Raw genomic sequence first — 16,706 nt, 5'->3', positions numbered from 1 at the left:
GATCGGGTCTCGAGTGGGTACCTCCGGTCGTGCTGACGCAGACGGAGGGACACACATGTTCGACGCACTGGTGATCGGCGGGGGACCGGCTGGCCTGCAGGCTGCCCTGACCCTGGGGCGCATGCGCCGCAGCGTGGTGCTGATCGACTCGGGGCGGTACCGCAACGGTGCGGTCGAGTACGCCCACAACTTCGTGACCCACGACGGTCGTGCCCCCGACGAGTTGCGCCGGCTCGCTCGCGAGGACCTCGCCAAGTACACGACGGTCGAGCTGCGCGAGGGGACCGTGGCCACACTCCGAGAGACCGACGACGGGTTGGTCGCCGAGTCCGACGCGGGGTCCATCGAGGCGCGCACGGTCGTCCTCGCGACCGGGATGAGCGACGAGCTGCCCGACGTCCCGGGCCTGGCCGAGGCCTGGGGCGCGGAGGTCGCGAGCTGCCCGTTCTGCCACGGCCACGAGTACGCGGACCGCCCGATCGGGATCCTGGGCGACGGGCCGCACGTTGATCAGCTGGCGGCGATGCTCGCTCCCATCGGCTCGGAGGTCATCACCTTCGGGCACGACGACCTCGCCAAGGTCGAGCAGACCGAGAAAGGGCTGCTCGCCCACCGCACCGACGGTGACGCGGTCGAGCTGGCAGGACTCTTCCTGCACCCCAGCACGTCGCAGGCCGCTCCGTTCGCCGACCAGCTGGGGCTGGACATCCTGCCCTCGGGCTGTGTCCGGGTCGACGTGCTGAACCGGACGAGCCACCCCCGGGTGTTCGCCGCCGGCGACCTCGCCCACGTCGAGGAACTGCCCGTGCCGATGCCCTCGATTCTCGCCGCCGCGGCAGCGGGCCAGGCCGCCGGAGCGAGCGCGGTGCGGTACCTCGCCGATCCGGGTGCCGAGACCGAGTCGAACCCGTTCACCGGCGACTGACGCTTCCTGACGGTCGAGGCGGTCGCGTCGGGCGGTGCCGCCGACGCTCGGTAGTGTGGAGGCCATGCGCGTGGCCCGATTCGCCGGCGACGACGACCCCCGTTACGGGGTCGTCGGAACCGATGGCGACACACCGATCATCGCTCCTCTCAAGGGAGACCCCCTCTACGCTCCACTGGAGCTGACCGGCGAGAAGCTGCCGTTGGAGGACGTGCGCCTGCTGGCGCCCGTCATCCCGCGCAGCAAGGTCGTCTGCGTCGGCAAGAACTACGTGGCGCACGCCGCCGAGATGGGTGGTGAGGTGCCGCAGGAGCCGCTGATTTTCCTCAAGCCCAACACCTCCGTCATCGGCCCCGGCGAGCCGATCTTCTACCCCAAGCAGACGCAGGACCTGCACTTCGAGGGCGAGCTGGCCATCGTGATCGGCCGGATCTGCCGCAACCTCAACGCCGAGGACGCCCCCAAGGTGATCTACGGCTACACGGTCGCCAACGACGTGACGGCCCGCGACCTGCAGTCCAAGGACGGGCAGTGGGCCCGCGCCAAGGGCTTCGACACCTTCTGCCCGTTGGGCCCGTGGATCGAGACCGACTTCGACCCGTCGAACGTGCGCGTGCGCACGGCCCTCAACGGCGAGACCAAGCAGGACGGGAACACGTCGGACATGGTCTTCGACGTCCCCTCGATCCTGCAGTACGTGACCAGCTTCATGACCCTGTTGCCCGGCGACGTCATCCTCACCGGAACCCCCGAGGGAGTCGGCCCCATGCAGGCCGGCGACCACGTGGCCGTGACGATCGACGGCCTGGGCACCCTGACCAACCCGGTGGTGGCCGATGACTGAGACCCGATGGACGACCGCGACCGGCAGCGACGTGGTCGCACGCTTCTGCCCGTCCCCGACGGGCAACCCGCACGTGGGCATGGCGCGCACGGCGTTGTTCAGCTGGGCGTTCGCCCGCCACAACGGCGGCCGGTTCGTGTTCCGCATCGAGGACACCGACGCCAGCCGTGACTCGCAGGAGTCGTACGATCTGCTGCTCGACGTCATGCGGTGGCTGGGCCTGGACTGGGACGAGGGCGTCGAGGTCGGCGGCCCCAACGGCCCGTACCGCCAGAGCCAGCGCATGGACGTCTACGCCGACGTCGCGCAGCGCCTCATGGACGCCGGGTTCGCCTACAAGGCCTACGACACCGCCGAGGAGTTGGAGGAGCGCCGCAACGCCGCCCGCGCCGCCGGTCGTCCCAGTGGGTACGACGGGCTGCACCGCGACCTCACGCCCGAGCAGCAGGCCGCCTTCGAGGCCGAGGGCCGCCAGCCGGTCATCCGGTTCAAGATGCCGCAGCGCGACTGGACCTTCGACGACCTCGTGCGCGGCGAGATCACGTTCGGCGCCGAGAACGTCCAGGACTTCGTGATCGTCCGGGCCAACGGTCAGCCGCTCTACACGCTGACCAACCCCGTCGACGACGCGCTCATGGGCATCACGCACGTGCTGCGCGGCGAGGACATCCTGTCCTCCACGCCGCGTCAGATGGCGCTGTACGAGGCGTTCGCCGAGATCGGCGTGGGCAGTGGGTTCACGCCGCGGTTCGGCCACCTGCCGTACGTCATGGGCTCGGGCAACAAGAAGCTGTCCAAGCGCGACCCCGAGTCGAACCTGCTGGGCTACCGCGACCAGGGCTTCCTGCCTGAGGGCCTGCTGAACTACCTGGCGCTGCTGGGCTGGTCGATCGCCGAGGACCGCGACATCTTCTCGCTCGACGAGATGGTGGCCGCCTTCGAGATCGAGCGGGTCAACCCGAACCCCGCGCGCTTCGACCTCAAGAAGTGCGAGGCGATCAACGGCGACCACGTGCGCATGCTGTCGCCGGAGGTCTTCGTGCAGCGGTTGTTGCCGTACCTGCCCCAGGGCGTGGACGTCGACCTCGTCACCGCGGCGGCGCCGCTGGTCCAGGAGCGCAGCAACCTGCTCACCGAGGCCGCCGACATGCTCGCCTTCCTGTTCGCCGGCGACGACTTCACGGTCGATCCCGACGACGCGGCCAAGCAGCTCAACGAGGACGGCCTCGAGGTCGCCAAGGCGGCGCGTGAGGCGCTCGCGGGTGTGGGGGAGTGGACCACCGAGTCGATCGAGGCGGCGCTGCGTCAGGCGCTCATCGAGGAGCGGGGACTGAAGCCGCGCCTGGCCTTCGGCCCGGTGCGCGTCGCGGTGACGGGCAAGCGCATCTCGCCGCCGCTGTTCGAGTCCATGGAATTGCTGGGACGCGAGGCTTCTCTGGCGCGTCTCGACGCGGTCCTGTGACCGATGCGCGGGCCCGGTTTGGGCCCGCGCGAGGGTGTCCGGTAAAGTGATCTCTTGGTTCGGAGAGGTACCGAGAGGCACTGATCCGATACCCCCATGGGGTATGGTGTAATTGGCAACACAGCGGTTTCTGGTACCGCCATTCTAGGTTCGAGTCCTAGTACCCCAGCGAGAACGCTCCCAGAGCAATCTGATAGCGTTACTCACTGCTGGCCCCGTTGTGTAGCGGCCTAGCACGTCGCCCTCTCAAGGCGGTAGCGCGGGTTCGAATCCCGTCGGGGCTACCAGCGAAAAGGCCCCCGATCCTCGGATCGGGGGCCTTTCCTTTTGCCGGTGCTCAGGTCACGGAGCGCCCTTGCGGCCCTCGGCGCGACCGTTGGTGATCCAGTGCGTCATGCCCTTGCGGTAGTTTTTGCCGAACGCCGCCCGCACGTCGGGGTTGGTGCCCAGATAGTAGGCAGGACCGAAGTCGGCCGAGCCCTGTCGTCCCTCGTCCAGCCCGAACACGGTGAAGTGGTCCGTCACCGCCACGTTGGACGCCCCGGCCATGTCGCCGTACCGGGCCTTGTAGTGGACCGGGTCGAAGAACACTGACGCCCGGCGCCCTTCAGCGTTGCCGAACTGCACGTAGTGACGGATGGCTGCGTCGTAGTTGTTCCAGCCGTACGCCGCGACGATGTCCGGGTGGTTGTTCATGTAGAAAATCGGGTCGAAGGTCGCCGATCCCGCACGGCCCCACGGAATGCCGTAGTTGAGCCAGTGCCACTGCGCATGGTCGTAAACGGTGCCGCCCTGCTCGGCCACCTTCTGATCCGCCCACGGGCGGACGTCCGGGTAGGCATCGAGGTAGAACTTGCTGTCGAACACCATCCGGTTCTGCAGCGGGCTGCTCGGGTTCGAGCCCGGGCGGTAGTAGTAGCCGACGTAAGCGCCGAGCTGGGCCCGGAAGCAGTCGTTGTCCGCGCACGCCGGGGGCGCAGGGGGGTCTGTTGTTCCGGTACCGCTCTTCTTCTCCCATATCCTGACCCAGTCGACCTCGAAGTTGCCGGGTGTGGCGTCCTGGTGGCGCTCGTCGATGTTCGTCAGAACAGCATGGACTCGTATGGCGCTCGCGAGCTTGGGGTCGAATCCAGTCGAACGTACCCCGTCAATGAAGAAGACCAACTTCTCGCCCGGCGTCCAAACGACGTGGAACGTGTGCCATCCGTCATTGCTGTTGTAGAGCGGGTTGGCTTCATCCTTCAGGAGGCAGTGCTTGTGCCCCGTGCGGGGGTCGTACTTGCTGTAGAAGGAGTGGTTTAGTCCGTAGAAGTCAGGCTTGTTGGCCGAGACGGTCGCTGTGCTCTTGCAGTTTCGGGGTTCGTTCGACTTGCCCGAGTTCTCGATGACGTCGATCTCGTTGAACTCGACATTGTCACCCGTCCCTCGACTGCCGTTCGCCCAGAACGAACTGAGATGACCGGTAGTTTTGTGCAGCTTGACGCGCGCAGCCAAGATGTGCGTCTTCGGTGTTGCCTTGGAGCCTGGCTTCACCTCGAAGAGCGACGTGATTCGGCACCGCCATTCGGTGCCCTTCGGGTCAGTCCGATGGTCGTTTCGTCGAGGGACGACGACCAGGACTCCGTCGTCCCTGATGGACGCGCATCTGCTCATGTCCATCGCCACCTCGCCGTGGTCGTTGTGCCAAACGGGTGTCGCTGTCCCGTCTGCATTCACCACAGACAAGTTCTTGCCCTCGAAGACGTGCGTCGCTGGGTCGAAGTCGTCCTCGAACACGGTCTTCCAGCCGTTGTTCCCCCCGGCCGGCGGCAACTGGGCCTGCGCCTCCGCAGGCCGCGGGCCGCCTTCCAGGCCTCCGAGCCCCCCGAGCGCGATGCCTCCCACGAGCACCAGCGCCATCATCATGCGTTTCATGCATCCCCCATCTGATTCCCCCCGAACGCCAAGCGCGCTCGGCGACCGTCAGCCTAGGGGCTCGAAGTGTCGTTCTTGCGCGGCGGAAATGGGTCGGGGCAGCGTGAGGCGGCAGGAGTGAGGCGGGCGTGGCGGGAGGGCAACGAAGAGCCGTCAGGGGCGTGGTCGATGTGACGGGAGCCATACGCGGTGATCGGGGAGTTCCGGAGCGCCCGGTGACCTCGGGACTCCCCGATGAGGCTCAGCAGTCGGCGATCTCGCGGCAGCTCTCGCTTTCGGGGTCCAACGCCGCGGCCGTGATGGCACGCGCGGCATCGGCCAGGGCCGCCAACTGCTCGTCGGAGAGCGTGTCGATCACGAGCCGGCGCACCTCGCGCACGTGCCCCGGTGCGATGTTCTCGACCTGGGTCATGCCGTCGTCCGTCAGTCGGGCGCGCATGCGGCGGCCACCGGGCTCCGTGCCAGGGAAGCGCTCGACCCAGCCGTTGCGCTCGAGTCGGGTGAGCGCGTGGGAGAGGCGCGACAGGGAGCAGCGGGCGCGGGTGGCCAGATCGGACAGTCCCAGCTCATGGTCGCGCGATTCCGACAGGGCGGTCATCACCTGGTACTCGTACGAGTTCAGCCCGGCGTCGCGCTTGAGCTGCGCATCCAGGGCCGGCGGCAGGATCGCGAGCAGGTCGATCAAGGCCCGCCAGTGGTCCTGCTGCTCGTCCGACAGCCACGGGACGTCGTCCGCGGCGGCTGTGGTGGGGGCGATTTCAGTGGACACGTCTCCGATGGTACCCCGGGTTGAATGTTCAAGCCAGAGCACGTAGGCTCCACTTGAACATTCAAATCAATGAGGAGAACCCCATGACTCTGCTCCGTGTCGACGCCAGCATCCAGGGCGAGATGTCCGCCAGCAGCGCGCTGGCCGATCTCGTCGTCGACGAGTTCGTCGCCAGCCACCCGGGGGTGCCGGTCGTGCGGCGTCATCTGGGCCAGCACCCGCTGCCCGCCGACGTCTGGGCCACGGCTCACGCCGCCGGGTTCACGCCCGAGGACGAGCGAAGCGAGCACCAGCGGGAGGCCCTGGCGATCGCCGAGGAGGTCGCGGGGGAGCTACGCGAGGCCCAGGCCGTCGTCCTGGCGCTGCCGCTGTACAACTTCGGCATCTCCCAGCACGCGAAGACCTGGATCGACGTCGCGCTCGCCGGTGGACCGCAGGGCACGCGACTGCTCGAGGGCAAGCCCACCGTCCTGGTCACCACCCGAGGCGGCGCCTACGGCCCCGGCACCCCGCGCGAGGGCTGGGACCACAACACCGACTTCCTGCGGCGGATCCTCGTCGACATCTGGGGAGCGGACCTGACCGTGATCGAGCGCGAGTTCACCCTCGTCGGTGTCAACCCGGCTCTCGACGAGTTCACCGAGACCGCGACCCAGATGCGCAAGACCGCAGAAGAGGCGGCGGTCGAGGCCGGCGCAGCTCTCGCCGCCCGCCGCGCGGCCTGACCGAACGGAGATCCGACATGGTGCACGAACACGCGATCCGCCTCGGCGTCGAGCTCGACGGCCGCGGCGACCCCGCGGCCGCCGTCGAGCAGGCGGTCGCGGCCGAGCGACTGGGCTACGACCTGGTCGTCGTCGCGGACGGCGGGGCGGGGTTCGCCGATGCGTGGACCATGGCGACGTGGATCGCCGCCCGCACCGAGCGCATCGCGCTGGTGCCGGTGACCGATGACGCCACCCGGCCAGCCACCGTGCTGGCGAGGGCGACCGCCGGCCTGGACCTCCTGTCGGGCGGGCGGGTGACGCTCGGCCTGTCCGGCGACGACCCTGAGGCGGTGGCCGACGCGGTCGCCGTCGCGCGGCGGATGTGGGACCCGTCCGCCCCGGCGGTGCATCGCGAGGGCCGCCATCGCGTCGCCGGAGCGGAGCCCGGGCCCGCGCCGGCGCACGAGGTCCCGGTCTGGGTGTCCGGTGACGATGCCGGTCTGCTCGAGGTCGCGGGTCGCGTGGCCGACGGCTGGATCGGGCACCTCGGCATGGAGGTCGATCCGCTCCTGGCTCGTCTCGATGCCCTGCGTCGGCACGCGACCGACGCGGGTCGGGACCTCCGCGAGCTCCGGCGCGTCGTCACGGCGTTCGACCGGGAGACACTCACCGCCGAGCAGTGGGTGGAGAGGTTGCGGCCACTCGCCGAACACGGCGTCACGACGTTCGTCCTGCGCGTGGGGGAGTGGGCGCCCGTCGAGCGGCTCGAGTGGTTCGCCGACGAGGTCGTGCCGGCTCTGGAGGAGTCGGCTCGCCGAGCGGTCGCCGCGGGGCTCGTGGCAGCGCGACCGCTGCGTCGCGCCACGGTGCGCGCCCATCGGCGTCCCGGCATCGACTACGACGGTCTGCCGGAGTCCTTGGCCGCCGGAGCCGTTGAACCCGGCGATCTCCGCTACTCGGGCGTCCGCTCGACGTACCTGCGCGGTGGTCGGCCGGGACTCGTGCTGCGTCCGCGCTCCGTCGCCGAGGTCGTCGACGCCGTGGCCTTCGCGCGGCGCCACCGCGACGTCCCGCTGGGCGTCCGCAGCGGCGGCCACGGGATCAGCGGCCGCTCGACCAACGACGGCGGCCTGGTGATCGACGTCGGCGCCCTGAACCAGATCGAGGTCCTCGACGCCTCCCGTCGGCTCGTCCGCATCGGACCCGGGGCCAGGTGGAAGCAGGTCGCGCGAGCGCTGCAGCCCCACGGCTGGGCGCTCAGCTCCGGCGACTACGGCGGGGTCGGCGTGGGCGGACTGGCCACCGCCGGCGGCATCGGGTTCCTCGGGCGCAAGCACGGCCTGACGATCGACCATCTGCGCGCCGTCGAGATGGTGCTCGCCGACGGCTCCGTCGTGCGCGCCACCGAGCAGGAGAACGCAGAGCTGTTCTGGGCCGCCCGCGGCGCCGGGGCGAACTTCGGGATCGCCACGGCTTTCGAGTTCGTCGTCGACGAGGTCCCCGCGGTGGGATGGGCCCAGCTCGGATTCGAGGTGGCGGACCCGGCCGCGTTCCTGGCCGACTTCGGCCGCGTCACGAAGGCGGCGCCTCGCGAGACGACACCGTTCGTGGTGTTCGGCAGATCCGGGATCGCTCACGTGACGGCGATGGTCGACTCCGGTGATCCGGACGTGATCGTGTCGCAGCTGCAGCCGTTCGCGCAGATCGCGCCGATGGTCCAGCAGCAGGTCGTGATCGCCCCCTACGCCGACGTGATGGACATGTACCCCGACACGCCGCACCAGGCCGCGGGAGAGCCGATCGCGCGGTCGGGACTGGTCGACGACCTGTCGCCCGAGGTGGCTGCCGCCAGCGCGCGGCTGATGAACAGCGGCGCCGTCTACTTCTTCCAGATCCGCAGCATGGGCGCCGCGGTGTCCGACGTCGCGCCGGATGCGACGGCCTTCGCCCATCGGGGAGCTCGCTTCCAGATCACCGCGATGGGTGCCGACGACGCGTCCCTGGACCGCGCCTGGGAGCAACTGGCCCCGTACCTGAACGGGACCTATCTCAGCTTCGACACCCGCGTCGGCCCCGATCGGGTCGCAGACGCCTTCCCGCCCGCGACCCTCGCCCGCCTGCGATCGTTGAAGCGCGAGCTCGACCCCTCCAACCTGTTCCGCGACAACTTCAACGTCGCGACACCCCTCACCGCCGGGAGCGCCTCATGACCGACTATGGACACGACCTGTTGTTCGGCACGTTCGTCACGCCGACCAACCACCCGCCGCACCAGGCCGTCGAGCAGGCGGTGGTGGCCGAGCGCGCCGGACTGGACCTGGTGACCTTCCAGGACCATCCCTACGTGGCGCGGTTCCACGACACGTGGACGCTGATCGCCTACGCCGCCGCCCGCACCGAGCGGATCCACCTGACGGCGAACGTCACGAACCTGCCGCTGCGTCCTCCCGCCGTCCTGGCCCGCAGCGTCGCGACGGCGGACCTGCTGTCCGGCGGGCGCATCGAGCTCGGCCTGGGCGCCGGTGGCTTCTGGGACCCGATCGAGGCGATGGGCGGACCGCGGCGCACGCCCGGCGAGTCGATCGTCGCGCTGGGCGAGGCCATCGACATCATCCGGGGCATCTGGGACACCGAGACGCGCGGAGGACTGAGCTACGAGGGGCAGCACTACGTCCTCGCGGGCGCGAAACGCGGCCCGGCACCCGCGCACCAGCCCGGCATCTGGGTCGGCGCGTACAAGCCTCGGATCCTGCGCCTGACCGGCCGGCTCGCCGACGGGTGGTTGCCGTCGTTGCAGTACCTGCCCGGTGGCGTCGCCGACCTTGCCGAGATGAACGAGCGCATCGACGGCGCGGCCGAGGGCGCCGGTCGGAGCCCGCGCGACGTGCGGCGGATGCTCAACATCGTGGGCCGGTTCAGCACGACCAGCAGCGGCTTCCTCGACGGCCCGCCGGAGCAGTGGGTCGAGGAGCTGGTCGACACGACGCTGACCTACGGGACGACCGGGTTCATCCTCGCCTCGGACGACACGGCCACCACCGAGCTGTTCGCCCACGAGGTGGCCCCGGCCGTCCGCGACGAGGTGCGCAAGGCGCGGGCTAGCTCGGGTCGCACGTCGCCAGCATCTCGGTGAGCGCGCGCGCCTCGCTGCGATCGACCGCCAGCTGCCAGCGGTGCTTCACGTCGATCCAGTGGGTCGCGTAGGCGCACTGGAACGGCCCTTTGGGGCGCCAGGCCGCGGGATCGCCCGATCCCTTCGAGGCGTTGGTCGGGCCGTCGGAGGCGAGCAGGACGCCGAGGTCGTTGGCGAACCGCTCGCGCCGCTCGGCCGGCCACGCGTGAGCACCGGACAACCATGCCTCGGCGAGGGGGACCACGTGGTCGATCTGGATCGCCTGCGCCTGGCGCTGGTCCTTCAGGTCGGTGAAGGTGAGCTGCGCGCCGCTGTACGGGTCGACCCAGGTGCCCGCGAGCACGTCATGCGGGCACGAGCGCTGGACCTGCACGACCGTCGTGCCGGGGACGGCGTCGCGCAGCAGCACGTCGTCGCGCTGGTTGCAGCCGTTGCCGTCGACGTCCTTCCACGCGGTGCCGAACTCGCGGCGTGAGTAGTCCGGAACTCCGGCGGGGCGTCGTTCGGCGACGCGCAGGGCCGGCAGCTGCTCCCGCGCGGTCGACGGCGAGTACGACGGGGCGGGCGCCACCGCCTCGGTGTCGTCGACGGCGTCGCTCAACTGATCGAACAGCTCACAACCGGCGAGCGGCAGGAGCAGCAGAGCGAGGATCGCAGCTCGGATTCTCACGGGAGTCACCCTGTCACGCGGCGCCGACCGTTCCGGTGGGCAGGAGGTGTCCGCACGCCGGCGTGACTTTTGCGGAAACGCCTCGAAGCCTGGAATCTGGGGCGACGATGGGTTTCATGTTCCGCCGCAATCTTGCTCTCGTCGCTCTCCTGGGCGCTGCCCTCTTCGGAGGACTTGTCACTGCACCGGTGGCGAGCGCCGCTCCTGCGGTGTCCATCAAGAAGATCTCCAACAAGAAGGTCGCCTATGGCGCCCGCGCCACGATCAAGCCATCCGTGCGTGCCGCGCGCACGACGAAGGTCGTGTCGAAGCGTCTGACAGTCAAGGTTGGCAAGAAGACGATCGCGAAGAACCGTGCATCGGTCCGACTCAAGAGTGGCAAGTACAAGGTGACCACCACCGTCAGGTTCCGCATCAGAAAGGACCGCACGACGCAGTCGAAGGTCGCGAAGAACGTGCTCACCGTCCCGGCCTACCACGACACGCCGGTGACCTGTGTCGCCAACAACGTCCGTGGCGAGTTCGGTCCGCTGACCTACGACCTGGCGTGCACAGGTGCACTCTTCGACGGCACGCACACTTTCTACGATGTGACAGACGACGGCTCCGGCACCATCTGGGCCTGGGACTCCAGGGGGAGCTACATCAGCGGACCGGCCACCATGGCGTCGGAAGGTGCCCGGTTCTCCCTCACTCTCAGCCCGGGCTACGACCTCTATCAGCTCCGCATGGTCACCGTGAAGAAGACCGTGACGACGTGGAGCGGCATGAAGACGACGAAGAAGAGCCAGTCCTTGACGGTTAAACAACGTCCCCGTCCGAACCGGGCGGACCCGGATGCTTGGGGGGAGTGCCCGTCCTGGGCCCCCATCAAGGGCAATGGCGACTCGATGATCTACCACGTCCCCGGTGGGCGGTACTACGAGGCGACGATCGCTGAGGAGTGCTTCCGGACCGAGGGCGCCGCGCGCGCCGCAGGCTACCGGGCGTCGCGGAACGGCTGACTCAGGGAGAGACGCCCTCGGTCACGGCTCCGGAGGCGCTGGCCGACAGCACGGCACCGGCGACCGCGAGTGCCTGGTTGCGGATGTCGGGGACGGCCGTCGACTCCCACAGCTCGCCGCGGCGCAGCGCGCCCAGCACCCAGATCGGTGCCTGCGGCCGGCCGGACGAGCCCACGAGGCGACCGCCGCGCGTGCGAAAGCCCATGCCCGCGGTGGCGGGGACGGCGAGGCTGCCGTCGGGGCGGGACCGCAGGAGGTCGTCGAGCAGCGGGTCGTGGAGGTTGCGGACGTCGGTGTCGGGCCCGGTGGCGTTCACGACCCACCCGACGTCGCGCACGCTGCCGTTCGAAAGGTGCACGCGCAGCCCGTCGTCCAGGGCCTCGGCGTCCGTCACCCGGGCCGCCGACGTGGTCAGCCGGCCGCCGACGTGCAGGTCGTCGATGCGGCGCGCGCTCGGCGCCGGGATGCGGTGCCGGACCCGGTTCCACTCGCCGGCGTGGTCGCGCAGGAACCTCAGCCGGTCGGCATCGTCGAGCCGTCCCCAGAGGTCCTGAACGAGATGGCGCAGGCCGTCGACGCCGGGGCGCCAGTCGCCGGTCAGCCGTTCGGCATCGGCCAGATGGGCGCGGACGTGGGACACGATGGTGTCGAGCCCGTGGCCCCACTCGCTGATGTCGGGGACGGCGGGCGCCTGCGGTCCGTCCGCGTGGCGGCGGGGCATCTCACCGCTGCGGCTCACGGCGTGGACGCAGCGGTCGCCGCGGGCGTTCGTGGTGACGGTCGAGGCGATGTCGACCATGGTCAGGCCGGTGCCGACGATCAGGACGTCGGGCAGGGACGCGACGTCGTAGCGCACCCGCTCCAGCATCCCCGGTGCCCACGGGTCGGCCAGGAATCGCTCGCTGTCGCGCAGCGCCGGGGGCGCCCAGACCACCGAGGGAGCCGGGAGGCCGGTGCCGATGACGAGGGACTGCGCCGTGACGGTGCTGCGGTCGTCGAGGGTCACCGTGACGCCGCCGGGGTGGGGCTCGACCGCGACAGCGCGACGGCGCAGATGGCTCAGGGTGACGCGGGGCCCGGCGTCCGCCAGGGCACTCGAGAGCGTCTCGGCCACGTAGCGGCCCCATGCGGCCCGAGGGGCGAACTCGTGCGGGTCGACCTCGGCGCCCGTCGTCGCCGCGCGCCACTGGGCGAAGTGGCCGGGATCGTCCGGGAGGGCGCTCATGCCCGACGCCGGAACGTTCAGCAGGTGGGTCGGGTCGGTCGTGCCGAACGCCGTGCCGGTTCCCAGCTCCGCGGCGGGGTCGATGACCACCAGATCCACACCGTGCGTCGCCTCACGCGCGAGGTGCAACGCCGTCAGGGAGCCCGCGGCACCACCACCGACGAGGACGACGGTGGGACGGGTGGGCGGGCGACCGGGCATGTTGTCAAGTAAACCGCACGACTTACAGATATTCGGTGCGGGCCGCGCCCGCGTGACAGGCGACACGGTGCGCAGCGAAGGTGCGGAACGGGACTCAGGCTGGCGCGTTGACGTGCAGGCCCGCGTGATGGGCCAGGAGGTCGAACAGGGCGCGGGCCGACGGGGTGGGCCGGGCGCTGCGACGCCGCAGCATGACCATCCGGATGACGGTCTCCTCGTCCTCGATCGGCCGGAACGCCAAGGTGCCGTTGGCCTCCAGGGGGTCGTCGTGCAGGGCGAAGTCGGGCATCAGGGACACGCCGATCCCCGACGACACCATCTGCTTGCAGACGTCGGCGCTGTCGGCGGTGTGCCACGTCAGCGGCGGTGAGTCGCCGAACACGCGCTGGGCCACGCGGTGCATGAGGTAACCGGCGCGGGCCCCGACGAACACCTCCTGGCGCAGGTCATCGACGGACACGCGCTCCTTCCGGGCCAAGGGCGCGCCGCCGGGCAGCACGGCCACCGGGCGGCCATGGACGAGCTCGGTCGCCACGAGGTCGGGATGGACGTCGTCACCGGGCAGCAGGCTGATCAGGCCGATGTCGAGCGAGCCGTCGCGCAAACCGTCGTTCACCTCCTCGTGCCGCAGCTGGCGCAGGTCGACGGAGGTGTGCTGGTGGTCGACCTCGTGACTGCGCATCGCCGGCAGCACGATCGCGGTCACGCCGAAGTACACGCTGCCGACGCGCACCGGGCGGTGGAACTGGGACTCGCCGCGCGCGGCGGACCGCAACCGGTCGGCGGAGTCGAGGACCTCGAGGATCCGGGGGAGGAGTTCGCGCCCCGTGGCGTTGATGCGCGTGCCGGAGCGGTGCCGGTCCAGCAGCGTCACGCCCAGCTCGCGCTCGAGCTTCGTGACCGCCTCGCTCAGCGCCGGCAGGGACACGTGGAGGTGCTCGCCGGCCCGACGCAGCGAGCCGTGCTCGCCGACGGCACGGACGTACTCCAGTTGCTCCAGACGCATGGCTTCCTCCCGATTCCCCGGTGACGCTACGTGATCGGCAGGGCCGTTCACGTGATCTCCCGGTGCGTGAGACGGCCCCGGACGGGATCGGCGCGTCCCTAGCGTCGTCGACCAGTACCCGCCCTCCACGAGACAAGGCACCTCGCATGAATCACCCCCGCAGCCATCGCTCCGCCCGCACCCTGGTCGTCGCCGCCACCGTCGCGCTCGTGGCGGCCGGCCTGACCGCCTGTGGCAGCGCCGGCGCGGACTCGGGAGGGGAGGAGACCACGATCCGCTACCAGAGCTACGCCGGGGCGGTCGACGCCTTCCTGCTCGCCGACGCCCTCGGCGAGTTCGAGGGCCTGACGCTCAAGCGGGTCGGCGACGTCACCGGCGGCCCGCAGGCGCTGCAGGCCCTGGTCTCGAACCAGACCGACATCGGCGGATCGGCGTTCTACGGCGCCATCGCCCAGTTGGTGGCCACCGGGGCGCCGATCAAGGCGGTCATCCCGTTCTACGGCTCGAACCGGACCACCAACTCGCAGGTCGTCGTCCTGGACGACTCGTCGATCAAGGGCGCGAAGGACCTGGTCGGCAAGAAGGTCGCCGTCAACACGCTCGGGGCCAACTCCGAGGCCGTGCTCGACACCTGGTTCGACCAGGAGGGCCTGAGCCAGGCCCAGCAGGACAAGATCACGCTCGTCCCGCTGCCCCCGCTCAACACGCCCGAGGCGCTCGGCAACGGCAAGGTCGACGCCGCCGTGGTCAGCTTCCAGAGCAAGCAGCAGACCGCGAAGCAGTACAAGATCCGGGCGCTGGTCAGCGACGTCGAGGTCGTGGGCGAGCCCTACGCCGGTGGCGGACTGACGTTGCGCGAGGAGTTCATCGAGAAGAACCCCCGGACCTCGCGCCAGATCGTCGAGGGCGTCGCCGCGGCGATCGAGTTCATCGAGACCCACGAGAAGCAGGAGATCTTCGACGTCTACTTCCCGTACCTGGAGAAGGAGGGCTACGGCGACTACATCGAGCCGATCCGCACGAACTTCCCGGGCACGCTCGGCATCGACGCGAAGCCGACCATCGCCGACGAGGACATCCAGCGCTGGGTCGACTGGCTGGACAGCCGCGGCGACATCGACGCCAAGGACATCGACGTCTCGGACGTCTACACCAACGAGCTCAACCCGAACGCCTGAGGAGGCAGCCATGAGTTCACGCATCGAACTGAGGAACGTCGGCCAGACCTTCTGGGTCCGTAGCGACGACGACAAGAAGCTGCGCGAGTTCGTCGCGCTCGACGGTCTCGAACTCGACATCGCGGCGGGGGAGTTCCTGACCCTCGTCGGCCCGTCCGGCTGCGGCAAGTCGACCGTGCTGGACCTGATCTCCGGGCTGGCCGCGCCCACGTCGGGTTCCCTGACGATCGACGGCGCGCCCATCACCGGACCGGGACTGGACCGCAGCGTCGTCTTCCAGCAGTACACCCTGCTGCCCTGGCGCACGGCGGCCTCGAACATCGAGTTCGCGCTCGAGGCCAAGGGCGGGCTGTCCCGCTCCGAGCGGGCGGCGGTCGCCCGGGAGTACCTGGACCTCGTCGGTCTCGGCGAGTTCGCCAACCGGTACCCGCACGAGCTCTCCGGCGGCATGAAGCAGCGCGTCGCGATCGCGCGCAGCCTGTCCTACCAGCCGCAGGTGCTGCTCATGGACGAGCCCTTCGGAGCCCTCGACGCCCAGACCCGCGAGCGGCTGCAGGAGGAGCTGATCCGGATCTGGGAGCACACCGGCACCACGGTCGTGTTCATCACCCACGACATCGAGGAGGCCGTCTTCCTCGGCCAGCGGGTCGCCGTCATGAGCGGACGCCCGGGCCGGATCAAGGAGATCGTCACGGTCTCGCTCGACCGGTCCGCGGCGGCAGAGACCGACCTGCGCGCCACGCCCGAGTTCGCCCACCACCGGCACCACATCTGGTCGCTGCTGCGCCAGCAGCAACCGGTGGCGCGCCAGGAGCTGGCCCATGTCTGACCTCATCGCCGAGAAGACGCAGGCCCGGCCGAACCCGCGCCAGGAGGAGGCGGCGAAGGCCAAGGGCGCGTCCCTGCGCAAGACCCGCACGATCGCCGGCACCCGCGGCCTGGCCGGCCTGGTCGCCCTGGCGCTGGTCTGGGAGTTCGCTCCCCGGGTGGGGCTCGTCGACGCCTACTCGATCCCGCCGCTGCACGTGGTGCTGCAGGAGTGGTGGTCCATGACGACCAGCGGCGAGCTGTGGCGGCACGTGTCGGCGAGCCTGACGCGATCGGTCATCGGCTTCGCGCTGGCCATCGCCACGGCGATCCCGCTGGGCGCCTCGATCGCCTGGTACCGCCCGGTCCGGGAGTTCTTCACCCCCGTGCTGGAGTTGTTCCGCAACACGGCGGCGCTGGCGATCCTGCCCGTCTTCATGCTGATCCTGGGCATCGGCGAGACCTCCAAGATCGCGATCGTCCTGTACGCCTGCTTCTTCCCGATCCTGCTGTCGACGATCGCCGGTGTCGCCACGGTCGACCCGCAGCTGCTGCGGTCGGCGCGCGTGCTGGGCCTCTCACCGGTGACGACGTTCCGCAAGGTCGTCTTCCCGGCCGCGGTCCCGACGATCTTCACCGGCATCCGGATCTCGGGAGCCGCCGCCATCTTGGTCCTCATCGCCGCCGAGATGATCGGCGCGACCGCGGGCCTGGGCTTCCTCATCAACTACGCGCAGTTCAACTTCCTCATCCCGAAGATGTACGCCGCGATCCTCACCACCTCCCTCATCGGCGTGGCCGTCAACTACGGACTCGTCGCCCTCGAACGCCGCTTCTCGCAGTGGCGTGCCATCTGACCTG

15 protein-coding genes and 2 tRNA genes are annotated in these 16,706 nt (G+C 69.9%); 12 read left to right on the top strand and 5 right to left on the bottom strand.

The window, feature by feature from the left end; translation table 11 throughout:
• Nucleotides 1-55 precede the first annotated feature (55 nt).
• From GL325_RS04760 to GL325_RS04740, 5 genes are all read left to right on the top strand, one after another.
• Nucleotides 56-925 (top strand): NAD(P)/FAD-dependent oxidoreductase, encoded by an 870-nt coding sequence (locus tag GL325_RS04760; protein WP_187768757.1) that lies wholly within the window; start codon nt 56-58, stop codon nt 923-925.
• Nucleotides 926-989: 64 nt separating this feature from the next.
• Nucleotides 990-1,769, top strand: coding sequence for a fumarylacetoacetate hydrolase family protein (locus GL325_RS04755; RefSeq protein WP_154595412.1), 780 nt, complete (start codon nt 990-992; stop codon nt 1,767-1,769).
• Nucleotides 1,762-3,231, top strand: coding sequence for a glutamate--tRNA ligase (gene gltX / locus GL325_RS04750; RefSeq protein ID WP_154595411.1), 1,470 nt, complete (start codon nt 1,762-1,764; stop codon nt 3,229-3,231). The genes GL325_RS04755 and gltX overlap by 8 nt, the downstream gene beginning before the upstream one ends.
• A 97-nt stretch (nt 3,232-3,328) precedes the next feature.
• Nucleotides 3,329-3,400, top strand: a tRNA-Gln gene (locus GL325_RS04745).
• Nucleotides 3,401-3,442: 42 nt separating this feature from the next.
• Nucleotides 3,443-3,518, top strand: a tRNA-Glu gene (locus GL325_RS04740).
• Nucleotides 3,519-3,573: 55 nt separating this feature from the next.
• On the opposite strand, the gene GL325_RS04735 is transcribed toward GL325_RS04740, so the two are convergent.
• Both GL325_RS04735 and GL325_RS04730 read right to left on the bottom strand, forming a co-directional pair.
• The gene (locus tag GL325_RS04735; protein ID WP_187768756.1) at nt 3,574-5,145 is read right to left on the bottom strand and encodes a family 16 glycosylhydrolase; all 1,572 of its coding nucleotides are present in this window, start codon (nt 5,143-5,145) and stop codon (nt 3,574-3,576) included.
• A gap of 241 nt (nt 5,146-5,386) precedes the next feature.
• Nucleotides 5,387-5,914, bottom strand: a complete 528-nt coding sequence (locus GL325_RS04730; RefSeq protein ID WP_223110961.1) for a MarR family transcriptional regulator — start codon at nt 5,912-5,914, stop codon at nt 5,387-5,389.
• An 83-nt stretch (nt 5,915-5,997) separates the two neighbouring features.
• Between GL325_RS04730 and GL325_RS04725 the strand changes: the two genes are divergently transcribed.
• Genes GL325_RS04725 through GL325_RS04715 form a run of 3 tightly spaced genes read left to right on the top strand, consistent with a single transcriptional unit; the run spans nt 5,998 to nt 9,754 of the window.
• Nucleotides 5,998-6,639 carry an FMN-dependent NADH-azoreductase gene (locus GL325_RS04725; RefSeq protein ID WP_154595409.1) on the top strand — a complete coding sequence of 214 codons (642 nt, stop codon included), beginning with the start codon at nt 5,998-6,000 and terminating at the stop codon, nt 6,637-6,639.
• A gap of 17 nt (nt 6,640-6,656) precedes the next feature.
• A complete protein-coding gene (locus GL325_RS04720) occupies nt 6,657-8,831 on the top strand; it encodes an LLM class flavin-dependent oxidoreductase (RefSeq protein ID WP_187768755.1) in 2,175 nt (724 codons plus the stop codon).
• Nucleotides 8,828-9,754, top strand: coding sequence for an LLM class flavin-dependent oxidoreductase (locus GL325_RS04715; protein WP_187768754.1), 927 nt, complete (start codon nt 8,828-8,830; stop codon nt 9,752-9,754). Before GL325_RS04720 ends, GL325_RS04715 begins: the two co-directional genes overlap by 4 nt.
• Here GL325_RS04715 and GL325_RS15900 read toward each other — a convergent pair.
• Nucleotides 9,720-10,424 (bottom strand): HNH endonuclease family protein, encoded by a 705-nt coding sequence (locus GL325_RS15900; RefSeq protein ID WP_187768753.1) that lies wholly within the window; start codon nt 10,422-10,424, stop codon nt 9,720-9,722. The genes GL325_RS04715 and GL325_RS15900 overlap by 35 nt on opposite strands.
• Nucleotides 10,425-10,486: 62 nt before the next feature.
• On the opposite strand from GL325_RS15900, the gene GL325_RS04705 reads away from it, so the two are divergent.
• Nucleotides 10,487-11,428, top strand: coding sequence for a hypothetical protein (locus tag GL325_RS04705; RefSeq protein ID WP_187768752.1), 942 nt, complete (start codon nt 10,487-10,489; stop codon nt 11,426-11,428).
• Nucleotide 11,429: 1 nt separating this feature from the next.
• On the opposite strand, the gene GL325_RS04700 is transcribed toward GL325_RS04705, so the two are convergent.
• Both GL325_RS04700 and GL325_RS04695 read right to left on the bottom strand, forming a co-directional pair.
• Nucleotides 11,430-12,854: an FAD/NAD(P)-binding protein gene (locus tag GL325_RS04700; protein ID WP_187768751.1), complete on the bottom strand. Its 1,425-nt coding sequence runs from the start codon at nt 12,852-12,854 to the stop codon at nt 11,430-11,432.
• A gap of 94 nt (nt 12,855-12,948) precedes the next feature.
• On the bottom strand, nt 12,949-13,860 hold the full coding sequence (locus GL325_RS04695) for a LysR family transcriptional regulator (RefSeq protein WP_187768750.1): 912 nt from the start codon (nt 13,858-13,860) through the stop codon (nt 12,949-12,951).
• A gap of 146 nt (nt 13,861-14,006) precedes the next feature.
• Here GL325_RS04695 and GL325_RS04690 point away from each other — a divergent pair, with 146 nt between their 5' ends.
• Genes GL325_RS04690 through GL325_RS04680 form a run of 3 tightly spaced genes read left to right on the top strand, consistent with a single transcriptional unit; the run spans nt 14,007 to nt 16,702 of the window.
• On the top strand, nt 14,007-15,038 hold the full coding sequence (locus tag GL325_RS04690) for an ABC transporter substrate-binding protein (protein WP_187768749.1): 1,032 nt from the start codon (nt 14,007-14,009) through the stop codon (nt 15,036-15,038).
• Between the two features lie 10 nt (nt 15,039-15,048).
• Entirely contained in the window at nt 15,049-15,867 is an 819-nt protein-coding gene (locus GL325_RS04685; protein WP_187768748.1) for an ABC transporter ATP-binding protein, read from the top strand.
• Nucleotides 15,860-16,702 carry an ABC transporter permease gene (locus GL325_RS04680; RefSeq protein WP_187768747.1) on the top strand — a complete coding sequence of 281 codons (843 nt, stop codon included), beginning with the start codon at nt 15,860-15,862 and terminating at the stop codon, nt 16,700-16,702. Before GL325_RS04685 ends, GL325_RS04680 begins: the two co-directional genes overlap by 8 nt.
• The last annotated feature ends 4 nt before the right edge of the window (nt 16,703-16,706 follow it).

Origin of the sequence: Aeromicrobium sp. 636, assembly GCF_024433585.1 — a bacterium.
Lineage (GTDB): Bacteria > Actinomycetota > Actinomycetes > Propionibacteriales > Nocardioidaceae > Aeromicrobium > Aeromicrobium senzhongii.
This window is presented reverse-complemented; position numbering and strand designations above follow the sequence as displayed.